Origin of the sequence: Paenibacillus sp. JJ1722, from assembly GCF_048282685.1 — a bacterium.
Taxonomy (GTDB): domain Bacteria; phylum Bacillota; class Bacilli; order Paenibacillales; family Paenibacillaceae; genus Paenibacillus; species Paenibacillus polymyxa_B.
Map to the genome: position 1 here is coordinate 2,884,658 of NZ_CP182500.1, position 17,040 is coordinate 2,901,697.

The following is a 17,040-nucleotide window of genomic DNA, read 5'->3' on the forward strand; positions in this document are numbered from 1 at the left end:
TATTTGTAGTTTGCTCACGGAATGCGGAGGTTGTGACATGAAGGATACAATTACTGGCACATTATCACACCGCTTGGAGGACAATTTGGTGCAGTTGGTTCAACTGCTCGGGACAAGCACCGATTTGATCACTAAAAAGCTGGAATTGGATGAGTCTACGCATATCGCTTTGCTTTATATTGATGGTCTTGTGGATACACAGGTTCTGCATAATTCCATATTATTTTCGCTTCAGGAACGTTGTACCCCTGACCAAATGAGAGATCTTGATGCTAATCAGAAGATTGAGCTTTTGAGAAAACGTATGCTGATTGCGGGGGATCTATCCGTCACGCATGACCTTGGGCAATTTGTTCATGAGCTGTTATCCGGTAATATCATGGTGCTGGTTGACGGAACATCCAGCGCCCTACGGATCGGACTGCCTGGATGGGAGGACCGCAATGTAGGCGAACCAAGCTCACAATCAGTTGTACGTGGGCCGATGGAAGGGTTCACGGAAAATATGCGGACAAACACGGCGCTGATTCGAAGGAAAATTAAAGATAGCCAGCTATGGCTAGAAACCTTCCAAATTGGTAAGGTGACTCAAACCAGTGTATCCATTATGTATCTCGCCAACATCGCTAATCCTGACCTGGTGCAGGAGGTGAAGCGCAGATTGGCCAAAATAGATACGGACAGTATCCTGGAGAGCGGATATATTGAGGAGTTTATTCAAGATACGGCTGCTACGCCGTTCCCCACGATCTATAACAGCGACCGGCCGGATACTATCGCAGCGGGAATCCTGGAAGGCAAAGTGGCGATTCTTGTGGATGGAACCCCCTTTGTCCTGTTGGTGCCTACCTTTTTTGTCGCTTTTTTTCAATCTGCCGAAGATTATTATCAGCGGGCCGATATTGCCACCTTGCTACGGTTCATCCGTTTTCTTTCCTTTTTCATTACGTTGCTTGCGCCTTCATTTTATGTGGCGGTTACGACTTATCATCAGGAGATGATCCCTACCAATCTGGTTATCAGCCTTGCCGCACAGAGAGAAAGTGTTCCTTTTCCTGCATTTGTGGAGGCAGTACTCATGGAATTAACGTATGAGATTTTGCGGGAGGCGGGAGTGAGGATTCCAAAAAATATAGGGCAGGCGATATCCATTGTTGGAACACTTGTAATAGGACAGGCGGCGGTTGCCGCGGGCTTTATCTCATCAGCAATGGTTATCATTGTATCCATTACGGCCATATCCAGTTTTGTGATACCAGAGACGGGCATGTCGATCGCTGCAAGAATCATTCGCTTTGTTCTTATCGGACTAGCTGGCTTTATTGGACTATACGGAATACTATTCGGTATCTTTTTAATCGTGCTGCATTTGGCGAGTCTGCGTTCTTTTGGCATGCCCTATATGAGTCCGATCGGTCCATACCGTTCAAATGATCTGAAGGATTCCATCTTCCGCTTTACCTGGCCGCGTTTAAAGACAAGGCCGGCAGAAAGTATGATTCAAAATCTTGACCGTCAAAGCACAACCAAGCAAAAGGAGTCGGCAGATGAGCCCAAAAAACCGTAAAACTGTTTCGCGACTGCTGCTTACCCTTTTGGTCCCTATGCTGCTCAGCGGGTGCTGGGAAAGACAGGAGTTAAATGAAATGGCCTTTGTGCTGGGAATGGGGCTAGATAAGGCTGAATCTGGCTATAAGGTTACACTGCAGGTGGTTATTCCTTCAGCAATTGCCTCGCAGGCGGCGGGAGGGACGGGAGGTGCCGGGGTGCCAGTGATTGTATCTACCTTTACGGTCCCAACGATTTATGAAGCCCAGCGCAAGTACAGTCTGGAAAGTGCGAGAGCCGGCTACTATGGACATATCCGTATACTGGTGATTGGAGAGGAGCTTGCCCGGGCAGGAATTAGCGAGGCACTTGATATGATGAAGCGGAGCCGAGAGCCGCGTAATGATTACTATGCCATGGTCGCCAAAGACACCACTGCCGAAGATGTTCTGAAGGTCCTTACCCCGCTAGAGAGATTGCCGGCAAGTAAATTATATAATTCCCTGGACAAATCTTATAAGACATCGGGCAAAACAGTCGCTGTTTCTTTGAACCAATTTATTGAAGATTTGTTGTACGAGGGGAAGAATCCGGTGCTAACCGGAGTGAAGATGTCCGGCAGTGTTAGTGAGGGCGAAAAGAAGAGCAATGTGGAAGATAGCTCGCCCACAGCCAAATTACAGTACAGTAATATAGCCGTATTTCGGAAGGATAAGATGATCGGGTGGTTAAGCGATAACGAGACGATTGGCTACAATTATATCACCAATAACGTTGTCAAAAGCTCAGGTTCTGTAATAGGAGACGACGGACGGCCCATCGTCATTGAAGCACTTCATACAGACACCAAACGTAAAGTCAAGATTATTGACGGTGAACCACATATTTACATCCATGTAAAGGCCTTGTGTAATGTTGAAGAGGTAATGAGCAAAGATAATCTGGAAGCAGAGCGCGTGATTACAGGGCTGGAAAGGAAATCGGAAGAACGAATTATCTTGCGGATGAAAACTGCAGTTAAGCAAATTAATGAGCGCTATAATGTGGATATTATGGGCTTTGGACAGTTGATCTACCGTGCCAACCCCCAAGCTTGGGCTAGGCTACAACAGAAAAAAGGGGACAATTACCTAAAATCGCTACCTATCCATTACAAAGCCAGCGTGTCGATTAACCGAATTGGTATTACAGACAAATCTTTTATTGAAGATATCAAGGAGTGAGCGCAATAGTGTTACTGCTTTTTCTGGCAACAGCAGCGGTTTGTGCGGTCATCGATGTGCCTTTGCTGACACGAGGAAGCAGGCGCCGTGACCTTCTGGTCTGGGGCTTGTTTTGGATCACGGGCATTGGTGTAGTGGTCTGCTCCTTGTACAAAATCAATGTGCCGAGCCCATTGCTTCTGGTCATGATGATCTATAAACCGGTTAACAATCTGTTTACATCCTGGTTTTATTAGGTTGTAAGGAAATTCACCTTTTGTACCTCGGAAAGCGCTCCGTTCCTAATAGTTTGATCTTGTTGATATCATGGGTCACAGTTGAGTGGCGGGAGATGGTTGCTTGAACAGCGAAATGCTGCTATCAGGAAATGCTTTTAAAAATAGTAGTAGTATCTTTGATTTTAATAGTAGAAGTGAATGTTGGTAAAAGCAGCAGCAGTCTAAGACTTTATTTTTCAAGTCCTAGTGAGCTGCTGCTTTACTTTTAGAAGCAGTCTCTTACATATCCCCGATAAGTGAGAAAAGCCCAAGTAATATTATTTGAGCCGTACTGATGCGGTCTTTTTCAAGATTCATGAGATTTCTCCATATCTGCTGCAAACTGCTCCTCAAGTTTTCTTTTGTCATTTCCATTGGACTTTTGTGTAGAAAAATTGGTAAAAATACAAGCTGGTTACGGAGGATTTTTTGTATTCCATATTTTCTCTAATTGACTTTATAACCCGACAATATTATTATCTTATACTATAAGATTAATTATCTCATACTATAAGGTATTAGCGAGAAGGTGTTGTGACCATTGGATTATAAAGCATTAGCGACAGAACTATTCGAGTATATCGTCAAATCGCGGAAACCGGCATTAGAGGAACGAGGGCACTTTTCACGTGGCGAAATGGGGATTCTCATTTGTCTGAATTTCAATAAGGACGGGGTTACCTCTGGCCACTTGAGCGAATACTTGTCCGTCAGTACGGGACGGGTAGCAACGGCACTGAAGAGCCTGGAGAAGAAAGGACTAGTTGTACGGCGTACTGATGTCAGCGACAAACGTAAGGTAATTGTATTCATTACGGATTCAGGTAAGCAATTTATGATTGATAGGCATAATGAAGGAATCGCATGGACCGAGAATGTTCTTCGAAAGTTAGACGAAGAAGATGCCAAAGAACTGATCCGACTCATTAAGCTTATTGTCTCTAGAAGCTGAATTTCTATGCAGAGCAGGATGCACCATACTTCACCAAGCATCAAAGACTATCAGATAAAAGGAGAGCAACAGAATGCTAAAGATATTCAAATATCTCAAGAAAAATGAATGGATGCTTGTGGTTTGCAGCCTAGCCTTCATCGTTGTGCAGGTATGGCTTGATCTGAAGCTACCTGATTATATGGCGGAAATTACGACCAAGCTGCAAACGGAAGGAACGCCTGTGTCCGAACTGCTGATTCCCGGCAGTTACATGTTGTTTTGTGCCGTCGGCAGTATGATTGCATCTATTATTGTGGGCTATTTCGCGGCAAAGGTGGCTGCAGGGCTGGCTATGCGTCTGCGTGCGATGGTCTTTGACAAGACCTTATCCTTTTCGATGGAAGAGATGAACAACTTTTCGACGGCAAGCCTCATTACCCGCTCCACGAACGATGTTACGCAGATTCAAACGGTGGTTGCGCTGGGGCTGCAGGTGATCATCAAGGCACCGATTCTGGCCGTGTGGGCCATTGTGAAGATTGCAGATAAAAACTGGCAGTGGACCGCCTCCACAGGAGCGGCCGTGGCTGCTCTGATCCTGATGCTAAGTGTCATTGTTGTTTTCGCTCTTCCAAGTTTCCAGAGAATCCAGCGTCTCACCGATAATCTGAACAGGGTAACACGTGAGCATCTGATCGGACTTCGGGTAGTACGCGCTTATAATGCAGATCAGTATCAGCAGGAGAAGTTCGAGCAGGCTAACGTCGAGTTGACGAATACAAACCTGTTTGCGAACCGTTTAATGACGATGATTGGCCCAGGTATGACCTTTATTATGTCAGGTCTGAGTGTCTCTATCTATTGGATCGGCGCTTACCTGATTAACGGGGCGGCCGTACCAGACCGCATCACGCTGTTCTCCAATATGGTCGTATTCTCCTCTTATGCAATGCAGGTGGTTATGGCCTTTATGATGGTAAGTATGATATTCATCCTGATGCCTCGCGCCTCGATCTCTGCCAAACGGATCATGGAGGTTTTGAATACCGAATCCAGCATCGTTAATGGGCATGAGACGACTGGAGAAGAGAGCGTTATGGGGCAAGTGGAATTCCGTAATGTCAGCTTCAAATATCCGGACGCGGAGGAGGCCGTGCTTCGCAACATCAGCTTCACGGCGAAACGAGGCGAGACGGTTGCCTTTATTGGCGCTACAGGCAGCGGCAAAACCAGCGTGATCAATCTGATTCCCCGTTTCTATGATGTGACCGAGGGAGAGGTACTCGTGGACGGTGTGAATGTCAGGAACTATAATCAGCAGGCACTCCATAACAAAATCGGGTATGTTCCTCAGAGAGCTGTACTGTTCAACGGTACGGTCGTATCCAACGTTTCGTACGGTGATAACGGAAGAGCAGGAGCTTCGGAGAAACTTGTCAAAGAAGCCGTTGGTATTGCTCAAGGAACGGAGTTTGTCGAAAAAATGGATGGTCAATATCAGGGTAGAATTTCGCAAGGTGGAGCGAATGTGTCCGGTGGTCAAAAGCAGCGGCTGTCCATTGCGCGTGCCATCTACCGTCAGCCGGAGATTTATATTTTCGATGATTCCTTCTCGGCACTAGACTACAGAACAGACCGGATTCTGCGCTCCGCTCTCAAAAAAGAAACCGGCCACGCTACGACACTTATCGTTGGTCAGCGCATAGGTACGATCAAAGACGCTGATCGGATTATCGTGCTGGACCAGGGAGAGATTGTAGGGAGCGGCACGCATGAAGAGCTGATGACGAACTGCAGCACCTATCAGGAGATCGCATATTCGCAGCTTTCGAAGGAGGAACTCATACATGGATAAGAATGAACACACCGTCGACAGCCAGCAAATGAAAATGAATCAAGGAGGTCCCATGGGTAAAGGCCCTGCGGGGGGCAAGGGTGCTGGTGAAAAAGCGAATAATTTTAAAAAGACCATCAGCCAGCTTGTATCCTACAGCAAGGCCTATGTGCCTATGATTGTACTAGCTATGGTACTGGCCCTGGTCGGCTCCACCCTCAACGTGATTGGCCCGGATAAGCTCAGTGATATTGCCAACCTGATTCAGGAAGGAATCATAACCGGGATTGATGTAAGTGCTGTTCAGAAGATTGTTCTTGTATTGGCGCTTTTATATGGATTTGGTCTTATCTTTAACTATTTCCAGGGCTTCATTACAGCAACCGTCTCACAGCGTCTTACAAAGAAGATGCGGACAGAGCTGTCTCGAAAAATCGATCATATGCCTTTGAAGTATTTTGACTCTACGAGTTACGGTAATGTGCTTAGCCGCGTAACCAACGATGTCGATACCATCGGACAAACGTTAAACAACAGTCTCGGCACGCTTGTCGGTGCACTGGCTACCTTCGTGGGCGCCTTGATTATGATGCTTTATACAAACTGGATCATGACCATTACCGGAATTGTAGCTACGCTGATCGGCTTTTGCCTGATGAGCGTGATTATGAAGCATTCACAGAAATACTTTGTAGCACAGCAAGCGGAGCTTGGCCAGATCAACGGTCATATCGAAGAAACCTATGCTGGTCATAACGTAGTCAAGGTATATAACGGGGAACAAGCAGCCAAGGAAGTGTTTCATGGCATTAACAGCCGCCTATATACAAATGCATGGAAGTCCCAGTTCATGTCTGGTCTGATGATGCCAGTCATGATGTTCATTGGAAATTTTGGTTATGTCGCGGTTTGTGTCGTGGGAGCTTTGCTGGTCAACCAACAGACTATAACTATCGGAACTATTGTCGCCTTCATGGTGTATATTCGTCTGTTTACACAGCCCTTGTCGCAGCTGGCACAGGCCGCAACCAATCTGCAGTCGGCGGCTGCCGCCAGTGAACGTGTATTCGAATTTCTGGGTGAAGAAGAATTGGCAGATGAGCGTCACAAGACCATAAAGATGGACACCGCCAAAGGGGATGTCGAATTCAAACATGTCCGTTTCGGCTATAATACAGATCGTATGATTATCAAGGACTTCTCCATGAAAGCTGAAGCTGGTCAGAAAATTGCCATTGTTGGTCCGACAGGTGCTGGTAAGACCACGCTCGTGAATTTGCTCATGCGGTTTTATGAGCTGAACGATGGAGAAATCTACATTGACGGAACCCCGATCAGCCAATTAACGCGTGAGAATATTCATGAATTATTCTGTATGGTGCTTCAGGATACCTGGCTGTTCGAAGGAACGATTCGTGACAATATCGTCTTTTCCAAAGATCATGTTACCGATGAGCAGGTGGAAGCTGCTAGTAGAGCGGTGGGGCTGCACAGCTTCATTAAAACACTGCCGCAGGGCTATGATACAGTGCTGGACGACAAAGCCAATCTCTCCGCCGGTCAAAAGCAATTGATTACCATTGCAAGAGCGATGATTGAAGATTCACCCATGCTCATTCTGGATGAGGCCACAAGCTCGGTTGATACGCGTACGGAATTGCTGATTCAACAAGCGATGGACCAGCTGACTGTGGGGAAAACCTCCTTTGTGATTGCTCACCGACTTTCGACGATCAAGAATGCGGATCTGATTCTGGTCATGAAGGATGGTGACATTATCGAAATGGGTAACCATGAGGAATTGCTGGCTAAAGGCGGCTTCTATGCTGATCTATACAACAGTCAGTTTGAACATGCATCCTAAAAGTAACTGCTTGAAAGCATAATAAATATCCATATAGTTCCATCAGCATTGACATCAGCATGTGGACATTATAAGGTATGAAAGCCAGAATTTCTTAATCATAATTGTGGAGGCAGATCAATGAACCAGCGTTTTCGAATCACCCGTTCCATGCAGGAAAGTCCGGTGGAGCAATCCATTTCCCTGGAGGAGTGCAAAGATTACTTTGCATCCCAGCCAGACTTTTCGTATTCACGAGTGCTTATCATACAAGGTGCTGAGAGCACCATGTCGATTGAGGGAGATTTTTTCATGTGGAAGTATGCTGACGTAGAAATACCTTTTCGCCATTATATGGGGGATGTGTATGTGGCTATTTCCGATGAGGCTGTCGTGCCTAAGATGATTGAAATTGCAACAGATTTGCAAGCAGATGTGGTGGATGGGTGAAGAACTATTCACTATTTTTATTCTACTGAAGGTTATTGACTTCGTAGTGTATCTTTACAGCAATGGACAGTGCTGATTTCTGACTGCTGACATCGAGTTACATAGATGTCAGCATTTTTGTTAACCACGTAACTGCAGTGGACATAGTAAAGCTACAAAATGATAGACTTCATCCGCTGATCGCCTCTTATTGGCAGATGTGAGGAAAACGGAGGACCTGATATGTCAATATACTGGGAAGAACAATCCATTACCACAAAATACATATTCATTGGCTGGATGCTAAGAGACTTAACAGCTGGATCAACGAAAGGGGAAACGTATGCTATGTTAGAGATATTTCGTTGTTTCTCATTACGGGAGGCAGTTCAAGCTGGAAAATTAGCGAACAACCGTTGACGGTAAACTCCCAGGATGTGGACCAGGCAGCGAACAATCCGATTACGTCCTACAGCAATATTGCGTATACACTTCGCTTTTATGCAGGAACACATTTTCAGTCGCTCAGGAGTTATGACGGTAAAGAATATGAAGCTATTGGAATTGGCTTAGATACCACGATATTCTCTGATGAATATAGCAAGTATGGTGAGTTTACAGGTAGTTTTGTTGGCTTGACCTGTGCCGATCGTGTTAAACATCAACAATATGCTGATTTTGATTTTTTCGAATATAATGTTGATGAAATGAATGAATAAATAAGTATTATTAGTTACCAAATGGTTACTATAGAACATTAAGGTGCCTACTTCACAAAAAACACGAGCGAACTTATTATGAATTTGAAAACCTAAGTTAAATTAATATCGTAACTTTGAAGTCTTTAGTTATCAATTATGATATTGATGTGTGAGGGAGATTTACTGATCAAGCAGGAACCTTTTACTTCAATGGTGATGGGCACGAAACGAAAAGGATAAAAAATTTTGAAAGGAATTTGAGAATGACAATTGAAGCGAATAAACAACAGATGCACCGGTTTACAGAGTTCATAAATACGGCTAGCGTAAAGCTAGCAGAAGAACTTATTGCCCCAGATGCGATTTTCTATGTCCCAGCACGGGAAGATGCGATGAAGGGACCGGATGGATATCTTGCAATTATCCAAATGATGCGAACTGGCTTCCCTGATATCCAATGGACACTGAAGGAGATGGTTGCTGAAGGCGATAAGGTAGCTGCGCGATTCATTATGCGAGGTACGCACCAAGGCAGTTTCTTCGGTTTTCCTCCAACAGGGAAAACCATCGAGGTTCAAGCGATGAATTTTTATCGATTCTCTGATGGGCAAATTGTAGAAGAATATGGTCAACCCGATATGCTTGGATTACTTCAACAAATTGGCGCTGTTCCAAGTTCGTAGAGGTTCATTTCAATACGACATCTGATGGTGTTCTTTGTTCGATGGATATGTAGCTAAGTAGGACAAATGTTCGTCTAAAATGGAAGCTACATAGGGAAGCTTTCCATTTTAGACGAATAAAAGACATACACTGTTTGTGCTGTGAACATTCGTACTTTGTTATGAAATATAAATAAAATAATGCCTGAGCCTTTGAATGTAGCTATACGCATCAAGACATCAATTCATTCGAGGCTCTCTCTTAAAATCTCTAATCCTCTTCTTAATTCCTCTAAAGAACTAGTGGATGAAAGCGCTACTCTTAGATAATTTTCTTCTGCATTCCCACCGCTCAGAAATCGATTGGAATGAAATACACGAACCCCTTTTTCCAGAAAAAAACCTTCAGAATAAGCTTCGTGCATAACTTTTGGTAAACGTAGCCATCGATAAAAACTCAGTGGATGTCCCCCGTGGAGAGTATTTGGGAAGAATTCAGCAAATAACTGGTTGGCTGTCTCGGCCAATTGTTTTTTCTTCGTAACAATCATATTTGCTTTTCCTGACAGAATCAGCTCAGTTACGATCTCTGCGTCCAAAGAGGATGTTTTGACGTTGACGTTGTATATGGCCTTCATCATTGTGTCTTTGAATGCTTCGTTAAACACGATATAGGCCACTCGAAGACCTGAGCAGATGGATTTGGCGGTGCTACAAATATAAACCGTTTGTTCAGGGAGCAGCTGATACATCGGCTGACCATAATGATCTATAATGTCCGCTGACAAAAAGGCATGAATGTCGTCCTCAATCAGGATCAAATGATGTTTTTGAATGACCTGAGCTAATTCTTTTTTTCGCTTTTCCGGAATTACAATGGTCGTGGGATTAGCGCAGGAAGGCATTAAAAACACACCATGTAAATTCGATTGAGAACATTGGTCTTCCAGAGCTTCAGGTAACATACCATACTCATCCCCTGAAATGGGAACTAGTTTGATACGAAACATTTTGGATACTTCAATAAAATTGGCATACGTATACTGGTCAACCGCAATTCGGTCCCCGGGTTCAAACAGTGCTAAGAGTGTAATAGCTAATGCATTTTGGGCTCCTGAAACGATCGCCATATGTTCAGTATCGGCCTGGATGCCAAAAGCCTTCATCCAATTGAGAGCAGCCAGTTTATGATGCGGGATACCTGCAGGATCATTGTAATTCAATAGCTGTTCCAGATAACTTTTCTCTACCACGTGCTTTAAGGCCTCAGTAACCAGATCATTGGTTTGCTCAAATGAGGCAACAAAACCAAGGTCAATATGTACGTTTGAGGATGGATCTTTTGAAATGGTGACCGACCGAGCCGCGTTGGCTGAAACAAAGGTGCCGTTTCCGGTCACACCATGAATTAATCCTTTAAGCTCGCAAAGCTTGTATGCGCGTGTAATCGTTGTGAAGTTCACATCCAAAAAATCGGCCAGCTCCCGCTGAGGGGGAAGTTTTGTACCCGGAGCCAAAAAGCCATGTCTGATGTCATGTTCCAGCAATAGGGCGAGAGAGCGATAAAGCGGTCGTTGCAATCTATCCCTGTCAGGTTTCCACGACATCGGATAATGTTCAAACGAATTAAATGGCATAGCACACCTCACAATATTGTAATGCATACAATTGTATCATTGATTGTATGGATTTACATTGCTAAACTAACGAAGAAATGTAATCTTGTCAAGGAGATGTAGCAACGATGATACACAGAAGTAAGCTTCAATTGGCCTTTAAATCAGCTTTCCCTTCCACACTTCCCATACTGGCTGGATTCTTGTTTCTAGGGATTGCCTACGGCATTCTTATGAATATATCTGGCTTTGGTGCGGGGTATGCGATCCTTATGGCCCTATTTATTTTTGCCGGATCCATGGAATTTGTTGCAGTGCATTTACTGCTCGGTCCGTTCAATCCACTAGGTGCCTTGCTAATGACCTTAATGGTGAACGCACGGCATTTATTTTATGGCATATCCATGCTTGAAAAATACAGAGGCACCGGATTCAAAAAGTTCTATTTAATTTTTGGACTATGTGATGAATCGTTTTCAATTAATTACACGGCAAACATCCCCAAAGAAGTCGACAAGGGATGGTATATGTTTTTCGTAACCCTGCTTAATCATAGCTACTGGGTATTTGGCGCTGCCATTGGTGGATTTTTCGGATCTCTGGTGCGCATTAATATGGAGGGGCTTGAGTTTGTGATGACGGCGCTCTTTGTTGTGATCTTTATTGAACAATGGATGAAAGAGAGCACACATCATAGTGCATTGTTGGGTTTGGGAATTTCGGTCCTTTGCCTGCTTATTTTTAATAGCGAAAATTTCATCGTTCCATCTATGATAGGTCTTCTTATCGTGCTCTCCTTCATGAGAAAATCACTAGATAGAAAGACAGGTGAGAGACACGATGTCCATGACTTTGTTTGAGAACATCACAACGATAGGAATGGTCGTCTTGGGAACGATAATGACCCGATTTATTCCATTTATTTTGTTCCCTTCGGGACGTCCCACACCTAAATATGTACAGTATCTCGGCAAAGTGCTTCCCTCGGCAGCTTTAGGACTGCTGGTCATTTACAGTGTTAAGGATGTCACTTTTTTCTCTGGGTCTCATGGTGTGGCCGAATTGATTTCCATTGTCGTCATTATTATGCTGCATCTCTGGAGAAGAAACATGCTGATATCCATCGCTGGCGGTACACTGCTCTATATGTTCCTGGTCCAATTTATATTCTAAAAGTTGATCATCTCCGTTGTTGCAGGTTAGCTATTGAAACTTTACACAAAATAGTTGGAGTGACTATCAGTTGCACGAACAATACCCAAGAGGACTAATGTTAACCTTAGTCCTCCGTTGTTTTTAAAATATTCAAAGGCTTGTCATTCTCGTCCTCAAAACACTTAATCGGGCTCAGTTTTTTAAGAATCCTTCATGTTACGAGGAATTTCCTCATTGAGCTTATGATATTCCAAACCCCACGTTTCCATAACATTAATGATGGGTCTTAAAGTATTCCCTAAATCACTCAAGCTGTATTCGACTCTAGGTGGTACTTCGGCATACACGGTTCGAATGACGATACCATCCTCTTCCATAGACCGCAAATTTTCTGTTAGAACTTTTTGACTGATTTCTGGAATACTTTTACGAAGTTCACCAAAACGTTTGGTTCCTTTCAAAAGGTCTCTCATTATTAGCAACTTCCATTTGTTTCCTATAAGTCCAACCGTTGTCGCCACCGGACAAAGAGGCAACTCTTTTTTTGTAATCATTCGGTCTAATCCTCCAATAGTTACTTTTTGGTTCCTATCTAATAAAAAGGTGCCTACTTTCAAAACGATTATATTGCTTATATTATAAAGCGGTCGAGGAAAAAGCAAATTAAACGAAAGGTGGAGAAACCTTGAATGACAGCTTATGGATGCAATTAACAGCCTACTTTTCAAATAACATGCATGTTTTTTTAGCTACTGGGAAAGAGCATATAATAATAAGTTTACTAGCTTTACTCTGCTCTGCCTCCATTGGAATTGTGTTGGGTTATGTAACCTGTAAGTACAAACGAACAGAGAAATGGATCGTATCCTTGTTCCAAGTTCTAAGAATTATGCCTAGTTTAGCTGTTCTACTCCTTCTAATCCCTATTATGGGGACGGGAACAAAACCAGCTTTAATTGCCCTGGTACTGTTGGGAATTCCTCCTATATTAATGAATATGATAGCCGGTTTAGAGTCTGTTCCCTCTTTTTTGCTTGAAGCTGCTCATGGAGTGGGTATGTCAGAAGAACAGGTAATGTGGCGAGTCAAATTCCCATTAGCTGCGCCAATGATTCTGACAGGGATTAAAATAGCTGCCATTGAGGTCATTGCGAGTGCTACCCTGGCTGCCAAAATAGGAGCGGGTGGATTAGGGGAAATCATCTTTACTGGTTTAGGACTTAATCGAGTGGATTTACTTTTGATTGGTGGGTTTTCGGTGGGAATTTTAGCAATTACAGTCGGGGTAATGCTTGATATGTCCGAGCGTATTTTGTTTAAATATAGATTTTTGAAAAGGTAGGTAAAAGATATGTCTAGAAACAAGAGAAAACTGTATTTTTCAATTTCAATTTTTCTTGTATTGTCGCTCATTTTAAGTGCATGTGGTGATAAAACAGAAAATGCTGAAGATAAAGCAGCAACGATACGGATCGGTACGAAAGATTTTACTGAGAATTTGATTGTGGGTGAACTTTACGCTTTGGCTTTAGAGGGTGCGGGATATAAGGTAGAGCGAGTACCCAATATTGCGGGCTCCGTTATCCATTCATCTATTGTTAACAACGATATCGATATGTATCCAGAATATACAGGTACCGGTTTATTATCCATATTGAAAGTAGATATGCTCACTGATCCTGACACGGTTTATAAGAAAGTTAAGGAAGAATATAAAAAGCAATTTAAAATTACTTGGCTAGATTACTCTAAAGCAAATGATGGAGCAGGACTTGTTATTCGTTCGGAAGTTTCTAAAAATCTAGGAATTACTACAATTACTGATCTACAAAAACATGTAAGTAAGCTTCGATTCGCCTCACAAGGAGAAATTGACCAACGTGCAGACGGAATTCCAGCTCTAGAGAAAGTGTATGGTAAGTTCAATTGGAAGTCATCTAAAGTATATGATAACAGCTTGAAATATGAAGTGCTTAAAAACAATGAAGCGGATGTTGCCCCAGCTTACACAACAGAAGGGCAACTAGTTAATAAAGATCAGTTCACACTGTTGAAAGATGACAAACAAGTATGGCCTCCGTATAACTTGGCTCCTGTTGTTCGTGATAATCTGCTGGATACAAATCCAGAGATAGCTGAGGTTATTAATAAGGTGAGTGCGGCGCTGGATACGGAAACGGTAACCGCCTTGAATGCAAAAGTGGACGTGGATAAAAAAGAATATGAAGATGTGGCAAAAGAATTTTATGACTCAATTAAATGAGTGTGGGGGATAACATGAGTCTTATAGCAATTGAATTCCAAAATGTGTGCAAAACATACGCAAACTCCAATGACTTAGCTGTTGATCATGTCAATCTGTCTATTAGGGAAGGCGAATTTATAACCATACTGGGTTCGTCCGGATCAGGAAAAACCACACTATTGAAAATGGTAAATCGTTTAATTGAACCTACCCAAGGGAAGATAAAACTATTTGGTGATGACATTGCTGAAATTGATCCTGTAGCGCTACGGAGAAGGATTGGCTATGTTATTCAGCAAGTGGGTTTGTTTCCTCATATGACCATTGGACAAAATATTGCTACTGTGCCCCGGCTTTTGAAATGGGAAAAAACGAAGGTGGATGAAATGGTGCACAAATTGTTACTTTTGGTTGGGTTAGATCCAGTAAACTACCTAAATCGTTACCCTTCTCAACTATCGGGAGGTCAGCAACAGAGAATTGGACTAGCCAGGGCCTTAGCAACAAATCCTAATACAATGTTATTGGATGAACCTTTTGGAGCCATAGACGCCATGACTCGTCTAAATTTGCAGGATGAACTTCTGCGGATTCATGGGGGAGTTAAGAAAACCTTCCTATTCGTAACGCATGATATCAATGAAGCATTTAAGCTGGGAACCAGGGTAATAATCATGAATCAAGGTAAAGCCTGTCAGTTTGATACTCCAAGAGAAATTGTTGCTCATCCCGCAGATGAATTTGTCGCATCGCTTATTCAATCTTCAAGAGAGCAAGAACGTTTCTGGGAGGGGTTAAAGTGATCGAATATGCCATTAAGCATCCGGATAAGTTAGGAATTGCATTACTGGAGCATGTGGAGATGCTAATTGTGATCATGCTGATCTCCATTGTCGTCACAGTACTCTTAACAATTTTAGCCCTGACTTCAGAAACGATATCCAGGTTACTCATTTATATCTTTTCGATTCTTTATTCAATTCCCAGCTTGGCCTTGTTCGCAATCATGATCCCCGTGACAGGTTTGGGTAAAACGACAGCGATTACCGTGCTCATAGCATATAACCAATATATCCTACTACGTCAGTTTATTGCAGGTTTGAATCATGTTGAACAGTCTATTATTGAGGCAGCTACTGGGCTTGGTATGAGCCGTATTCAGGTATTGCTTCATGTTCGTGTGCCTTTGGCCATCAAAGCTCTTTTTACAGGATTAAGGCTAGCATCCGTATCTACGGTTGGAATGGCGACTATAGCAGCATTTATAAATGCAGGCGGATTAGGCTCGATATTAAATGATGGCTTACGAACCATGAATATAGATAAGATTCTGTGGGGAAGTGTATTGTCAGCGTGTCTCGCTATTGGAACGAATGCAGTATTCATTCAGTTTGAAAAACGAATCTACATTGGATCGGGGAGATCACTTTTATGAAGGCTGTTGTACTGGAAAGGGCCTGTAAACCTGAAGAACTAAAGATAAAAGAAGTTCCAATCCCCAAAGTTAAACCAGGTTGGGTACTTGTTAAGATCAAAGCTTTTGGAATAAACCGCTCTGAAATGTTTACAAGACAGGGACATTCCCTATCCGTCAAATTCCCACGGATTATTGGTATTGAATGCATAGGGCAGATCGAAGATCCATCTGACAGCACATTTCAAAAAGGGGAGCGTGTTGCTTCATTAATGGGGGGATTAGGCCGAGAATTTGATGGAAGTTATGCTGAATATGTTTTGATTCCTTCAAAACAGGTTTATTCCATTCCAATTGAAATGAAATGGACTGAGCTCGCTGCAATTCCAGAAATGTATTATACGGCGTATGCGTCCTTATTCGAATGTCTCCAATTAACTGCTGACGAAGTGCTTCTCATTCGCGGTGGGACGAGTTCTGTTGGTCTGGCTGCCCTTCAGCTAGCAAAAAGTACAGGCGCCACAGTCATATCAACCACTCGGAACAACGGAAAGCTAGCATATCTTCAGCAGGCTGGAGCAGACTTTGCTTTACTCGATGATGAGTATTTTACAAAAGAAGTTTATAAAATCGCTCCAAATGGCGTAGACAAGGTCCTGGAGTTGGTCGGCACCGTCACAATAAAGGAATCATTGCAACTGGTTTCAGAGCAAGGGACCTTATGCATGTCAGGGATACTGGGAAATGAATGGACACTTGATTCCTTTGAACCGTTAATTGATATACCGACAGGTGTTTATTTTACGGCATTTACAAGTGAAGTTATCAAAGAAAACGTACTAATCGACCTGTTCAATCATATTAAAGAACATGGAATTGTTCCGCCGATTGCTAAAGTTTTCAAGCTAGAAGAAATCCGAGAAGCTCATCTTTTAATGGAGAGTAATGATGCGAATGGTAAGATCGTAATTTTGAACGATTAGTTCAGAAGATTAAGATTTCAAGGGTAGTGACACATCGTTGTTGATGTTCTCTAGAACGTGATGCAAGCCTAAATGTGCCAGATCATTAATAAAATTAAATTCAAAAATCTTATATTTGAAAAAATATTCAAGCGATATCAGTGAAAGAGGCCTTACACCATAATTTATAGAGGTGTAAGGCTTTTTCTATAAGGGA

Annotated in this window: 18 protein-coding genes; 16 read left to right on the forward strand and 2 right to left on the reverse strand. The window is 43.0% G+C overall.

Translation table 11 applies throughout. The features are described from left to right. The first annotated feature begins 37 nt into the window (after window positions 1-37). The 9 genes from ACM1ND_RS12735 (at window position 38) to ACM1ND_RS12775 (ending at window position 9,452) form a co-directional block, all read left to right on the forward strand. Window positions 38-1,567 carry a spore germination protein gene (locus ACM1ND_RS12735; protein WP_028541285.1) on the forward strand — a complete coding sequence of 510 codons (1,530 nt, stop codon included), beginning with the start codon at window positions 38-40 and terminating at the stop codon, window positions 1,565-1,567. Continuing rightward, complete coding sequence (locus ACM1ND_RS12740; RefSeq protein ID WP_028541284.1) at window positions 1,548-2,771, forward strand: Ger(x)C family spore germination protein; 1,224 nt, start codon at window positions 1,548-1,550, stop codon at window positions 2,769-2,771. The genes ACM1ND_RS12735 and ACM1ND_RS12740 overlap by 20 nt, the downstream gene beginning before the upstream one ends. 8 nt (window positions 2,772-2,779) lie before the next feature. Next, entirely contained in the window at window positions 2,780-3,007 is a 228-nt protein-coding gene (locus ACM1ND_RS12745; protein ID WP_226887813.1) for a hypothetical protein, read from the forward strand. 562 nt (window positions 3,008-3,569) lie between these two features. Continuing rightward, the gene (locus ACM1ND_RS12750; protein WP_028541283.1) at window positions 3,570-3,980 is read left to right on the forward strand and encodes a MarR family winged helix-turn-helix transcriptional regulator; all 411 of its coding nucleotides are present in this window, start codon (window positions 3,570-3,572) and stop codon (window positions 3,978-3,980) included. Between the two features lie 73 nt (window positions 3,981-4,053). Continuing rightward, window positions 4,054-5,817 (forward strand): ABC transporter ATP-binding protein, encoded by a 1,764-nt coding sequence (locus tag ACM1ND_RS12755; protein WP_023988614.1) that lies wholly within the window; start codon window positions 4,054-4,056, stop codon window positions 5,815-5,817. Next, window positions 5,810-7,660 carry an ABC transporter ATP-binding protein gene (locus ACM1ND_RS12760; protein ID WP_068938424.1) on the forward strand — a complete coding sequence of 617 codons (1,851 nt, stop codon included), beginning with the start codon at window positions 5,810-5,812 and terminating at the stop codon, window positions 7,658-7,660. The genes ACM1ND_RS12755 and ACM1ND_RS12760 overlap by 8 nt, the downstream gene beginning before the upstream one ends. Before the next feature lie 120 nt (window positions 7,661-7,780). Further along, window positions 7,781-8,089 (forward strand): hypothetical protein, encoded by a 309-nt coding sequence (locus tag ACM1ND_RS12765; protein ID WP_025723019.1) that lies wholly within the window; start codon window positions 7,781-7,783, stop codon window positions 8,087-8,089. A 344-nt stretch (window positions 8,090-8,433) separates the two neighbouring features. Next, window positions 8,434-8,787 (forward strand): hypothetical protein, encoded by a 354-nt coding sequence (locus tag ACM1ND_RS12770; RefSeq protein WP_053325447.1) that lies wholly within the window; start codon window positions 8,434-8,436, stop codon window positions 8,785-8,787. 245 nt (window positions 8,788-9,032) lie between these two features. Further along, window positions 9,033-9,452, forward strand: coding sequence for an ester cyclase (locus ACM1ND_RS12775; protein ID WP_028541280.1), 420 nt, complete (start codon window positions 9,033-9,035; stop codon window positions 9,450-9,452). A 224-nt stretch (window positions 9,453-9,676) separates the two neighbouring features. Here the strand turns inward: ACM1ND_RS12775 and ACM1ND_RS12780 are convergent, their stop codons facing one another. Further along, window positions 9,677-11,068, reverse strand: a complete 1,392-nt coding sequence (locus ACM1ND_RS12780; RefSeq protein WP_028541279.1) for a PLP-dependent aminotransferase family protein — start codon at window positions 11,066-11,068, stop codon at window positions 9,677-9,679. 107 nt (window positions 11,069-11,175) lie between these two features. Between ACM1ND_RS12780 and azlC the strand changes: the two genes are divergently transcribed. Continuing rightward, window positions 11,176-11,907, forward strand: a complete 732-nt coding sequence (gene azlC, locus ACM1ND_RS12785) for an azaleucine resistance protein AzlC (protein WP_023988621.1) — start codon at window positions 11,176-11,178, stop codon at window positions 11,905-11,907. Further along, a complete protein-coding gene (locus ACM1ND_RS12790) occupies window positions 11,888-12,220 on the forward strand; it encodes a branched-chain amino acid transporter permease (protein ID WP_023988622.1) in 333 nt (110 codons plus the stop codon). Before azlC ends, ACM1ND_RS12790 begins: the two co-directional genes overlap by 20 nt. Window positions 12,221-12,402: 182 nt before the next feature. Here ACM1ND_RS12790 and ACM1ND_RS12795 read toward each other — a convergent pair whose 3' ends face one another. Then, window positions 12,403-12,756 (reverse strand): winged helix-turn-helix transcriptional regulator, encoded by a 354-nt coding sequence (locus tag ACM1ND_RS12795; protein ID WP_023988623.1) that lies wholly within the window; start codon window positions 12,754-12,756, stop codon window positions 12,403-12,405. A 131-nt stretch (window positions 12,757-12,887) separates the two neighbouring features. Here ACM1ND_RS12795 and ACM1ND_RS12800 point away from each other — a divergent pair, with 131 nt between their 5' ends. The 5 genes from ACM1ND_RS12800 to ACM1ND_RS12820 are packed head-to-tail and all read left to right on the forward strand — an operon-like array spanning window position 12,888 to window position 16,844. After that, a complete protein-coding gene (locus ACM1ND_RS12800; protein ID WP_418027863.1) occupies window positions 12,888-13,544 on the forward strand; it encodes an ABC transporter permease in 657 nt (218 codons plus the stop codon). A 9-nt stretch (window positions 13,545-13,553) separates the two neighbouring features. Next, complete coding sequence (locus tag ACM1ND_RS12805) at window positions 13,554-14,465, forward strand: glycine betaine ABC transporter substrate-binding protein (RefSeq protein ID WP_418027865.1); 912 nt, start codon at window positions 13,554-13,556, stop codon at window positions 14,463-14,465. 14 nt (window positions 14,466-14,479) lie between these two features. Next, window positions 14,480-15,250, forward strand: coding sequence for an ABC transporter ATP-binding protein (locus tag ACM1ND_RS12810; RefSeq protein ID WP_025723011.1), 771 nt, complete (start codon window positions 14,480-14,482; stop codon window positions 15,248-15,250). Then, complete coding sequence (locus ACM1ND_RS12815; RefSeq protein WP_023988627.1) at window positions 15,247-15,882, forward strand: ABC transporter permease; 636 nt, start codon at window positions 15,247-15,249, stop codon at window positions 15,880-15,882. The genes ACM1ND_RS12810 and ACM1ND_RS12815 overlap by 4 nt, the downstream gene beginning before the upstream one ends. Next, on the forward strand, window positions 15,879-16,844 hold the full coding sequence (locus tag ACM1ND_RS12820; RefSeq protein ID WP_023988628.1) for a zinc-binding alcohol dehydrogenase family protein: 966 nt from the start codon (window positions 15,879-15,881) through the stop codon (window positions 16,842-16,844). The genes ACM1ND_RS12815 and ACM1ND_RS12820 overlap by 4 nt, the downstream gene beginning before the upstream one ends. Window positions 16,845-17,040 lie beyond the last annotated feature (196 nt).

What these genes read in the sequence shown, in the direction of transcription:
- ACM1ND_RS12735 (WP_028541285.1), top strand. Translation starts at nt 38, where the DNA reads ATGAAGGATACAATTACTGGCACATTATCACACCGCTTGGAGGACAAT.
- ACM1ND_RS12740 (WP_028541284.1), top strand. Translation starts at nt 1,548, where the DNA reads ATGAGCCCAAAAAACCGTAAAACTGTTTCGCGACTGCTGCTTACCCTT.
- ACM1ND_RS12755 (WP_023988614.1), top strand. Translation starts at nt 4,054, where the DNA reads ATGCTAAAGATATTCAAATATCTCAAGAAAAATGAATGGATGCTTGTG.
- ACM1ND_RS12760 (WP_068938424.1), top strand. Translation starts at nt 5,810, where the DNA reads ATGGATAAGAATGAACACACCGTCGACAGCCAGCAAATGAAAATGAAT.
- ACM1ND_RS12765 (WP_025723019.1), top strand. Translation starts at nt 7,781, where the DNA reads ATGAACCAGCGTTTTCGAATCACCCGTTCCATGCAGGAAAGTCCGGTG.
- ACM1ND_RS12775 (WP_028541280.1), top strand. Translation starts at nt 9,033, where the DNA reads ATGACAATTGAAGCGAATAAACAACAGATGCACCGGTTTACAGAGTTC.
- ACM1ND_RS12780 (WP_028541279.1), bottom strand. Translation starts at nt 11,068, where the DNA reads ATGCCATTTAATTCGTTTGAACATTATCCGATGTCGTGGAAACCTGAC.
- azlC (WP_023988621.1), top strand. Translation starts at nt 11,176, where the DNA reads ATGATACACAGAAGTAAGCTTCAATTGGCCTTTAAATCAGCTTTCCCT.
- ACM1ND_RS12790 (WP_023988622.1), top strand. Translation starts at nt 11,888, where the DNA reads ATGTCCATGACTTTGTTTGAGAACATCACAACGATAGGAATGGTCGTC.
- ACM1ND_RS12795 (WP_023988623.1), bottom strand. Translation starts at nt 12,756, where the DNA reads ATGATTACAAAAAAAGAGTTGCCTCTTTGTCCGGTGGCGACAACGGTT.
- ACM1ND_RS12805 (WP_418027865.1), top strand. Translation starts at nt 13,554, where the DNA reads ATGTCTAGAAACAAGAGAAAACTGTATTTTTCAATTTCAATTTTTCTT.
- ACM1ND_RS12810 (WP_025723011.1), top strand. Translation starts at nt 14,480, where the DNA reads ATGAGTCTTATAGCAATTGAATTCCAAAATGTGTGCAAAACATACGCA.
- ACM1ND_RS12820 (WP_023988628.1), top strand. Translation starts at nt 15,879, where the DNA reads ATGAAGGCTGTTGTACTGGAAAGGGCCTGTAAACCTGAAGAACTAAAG.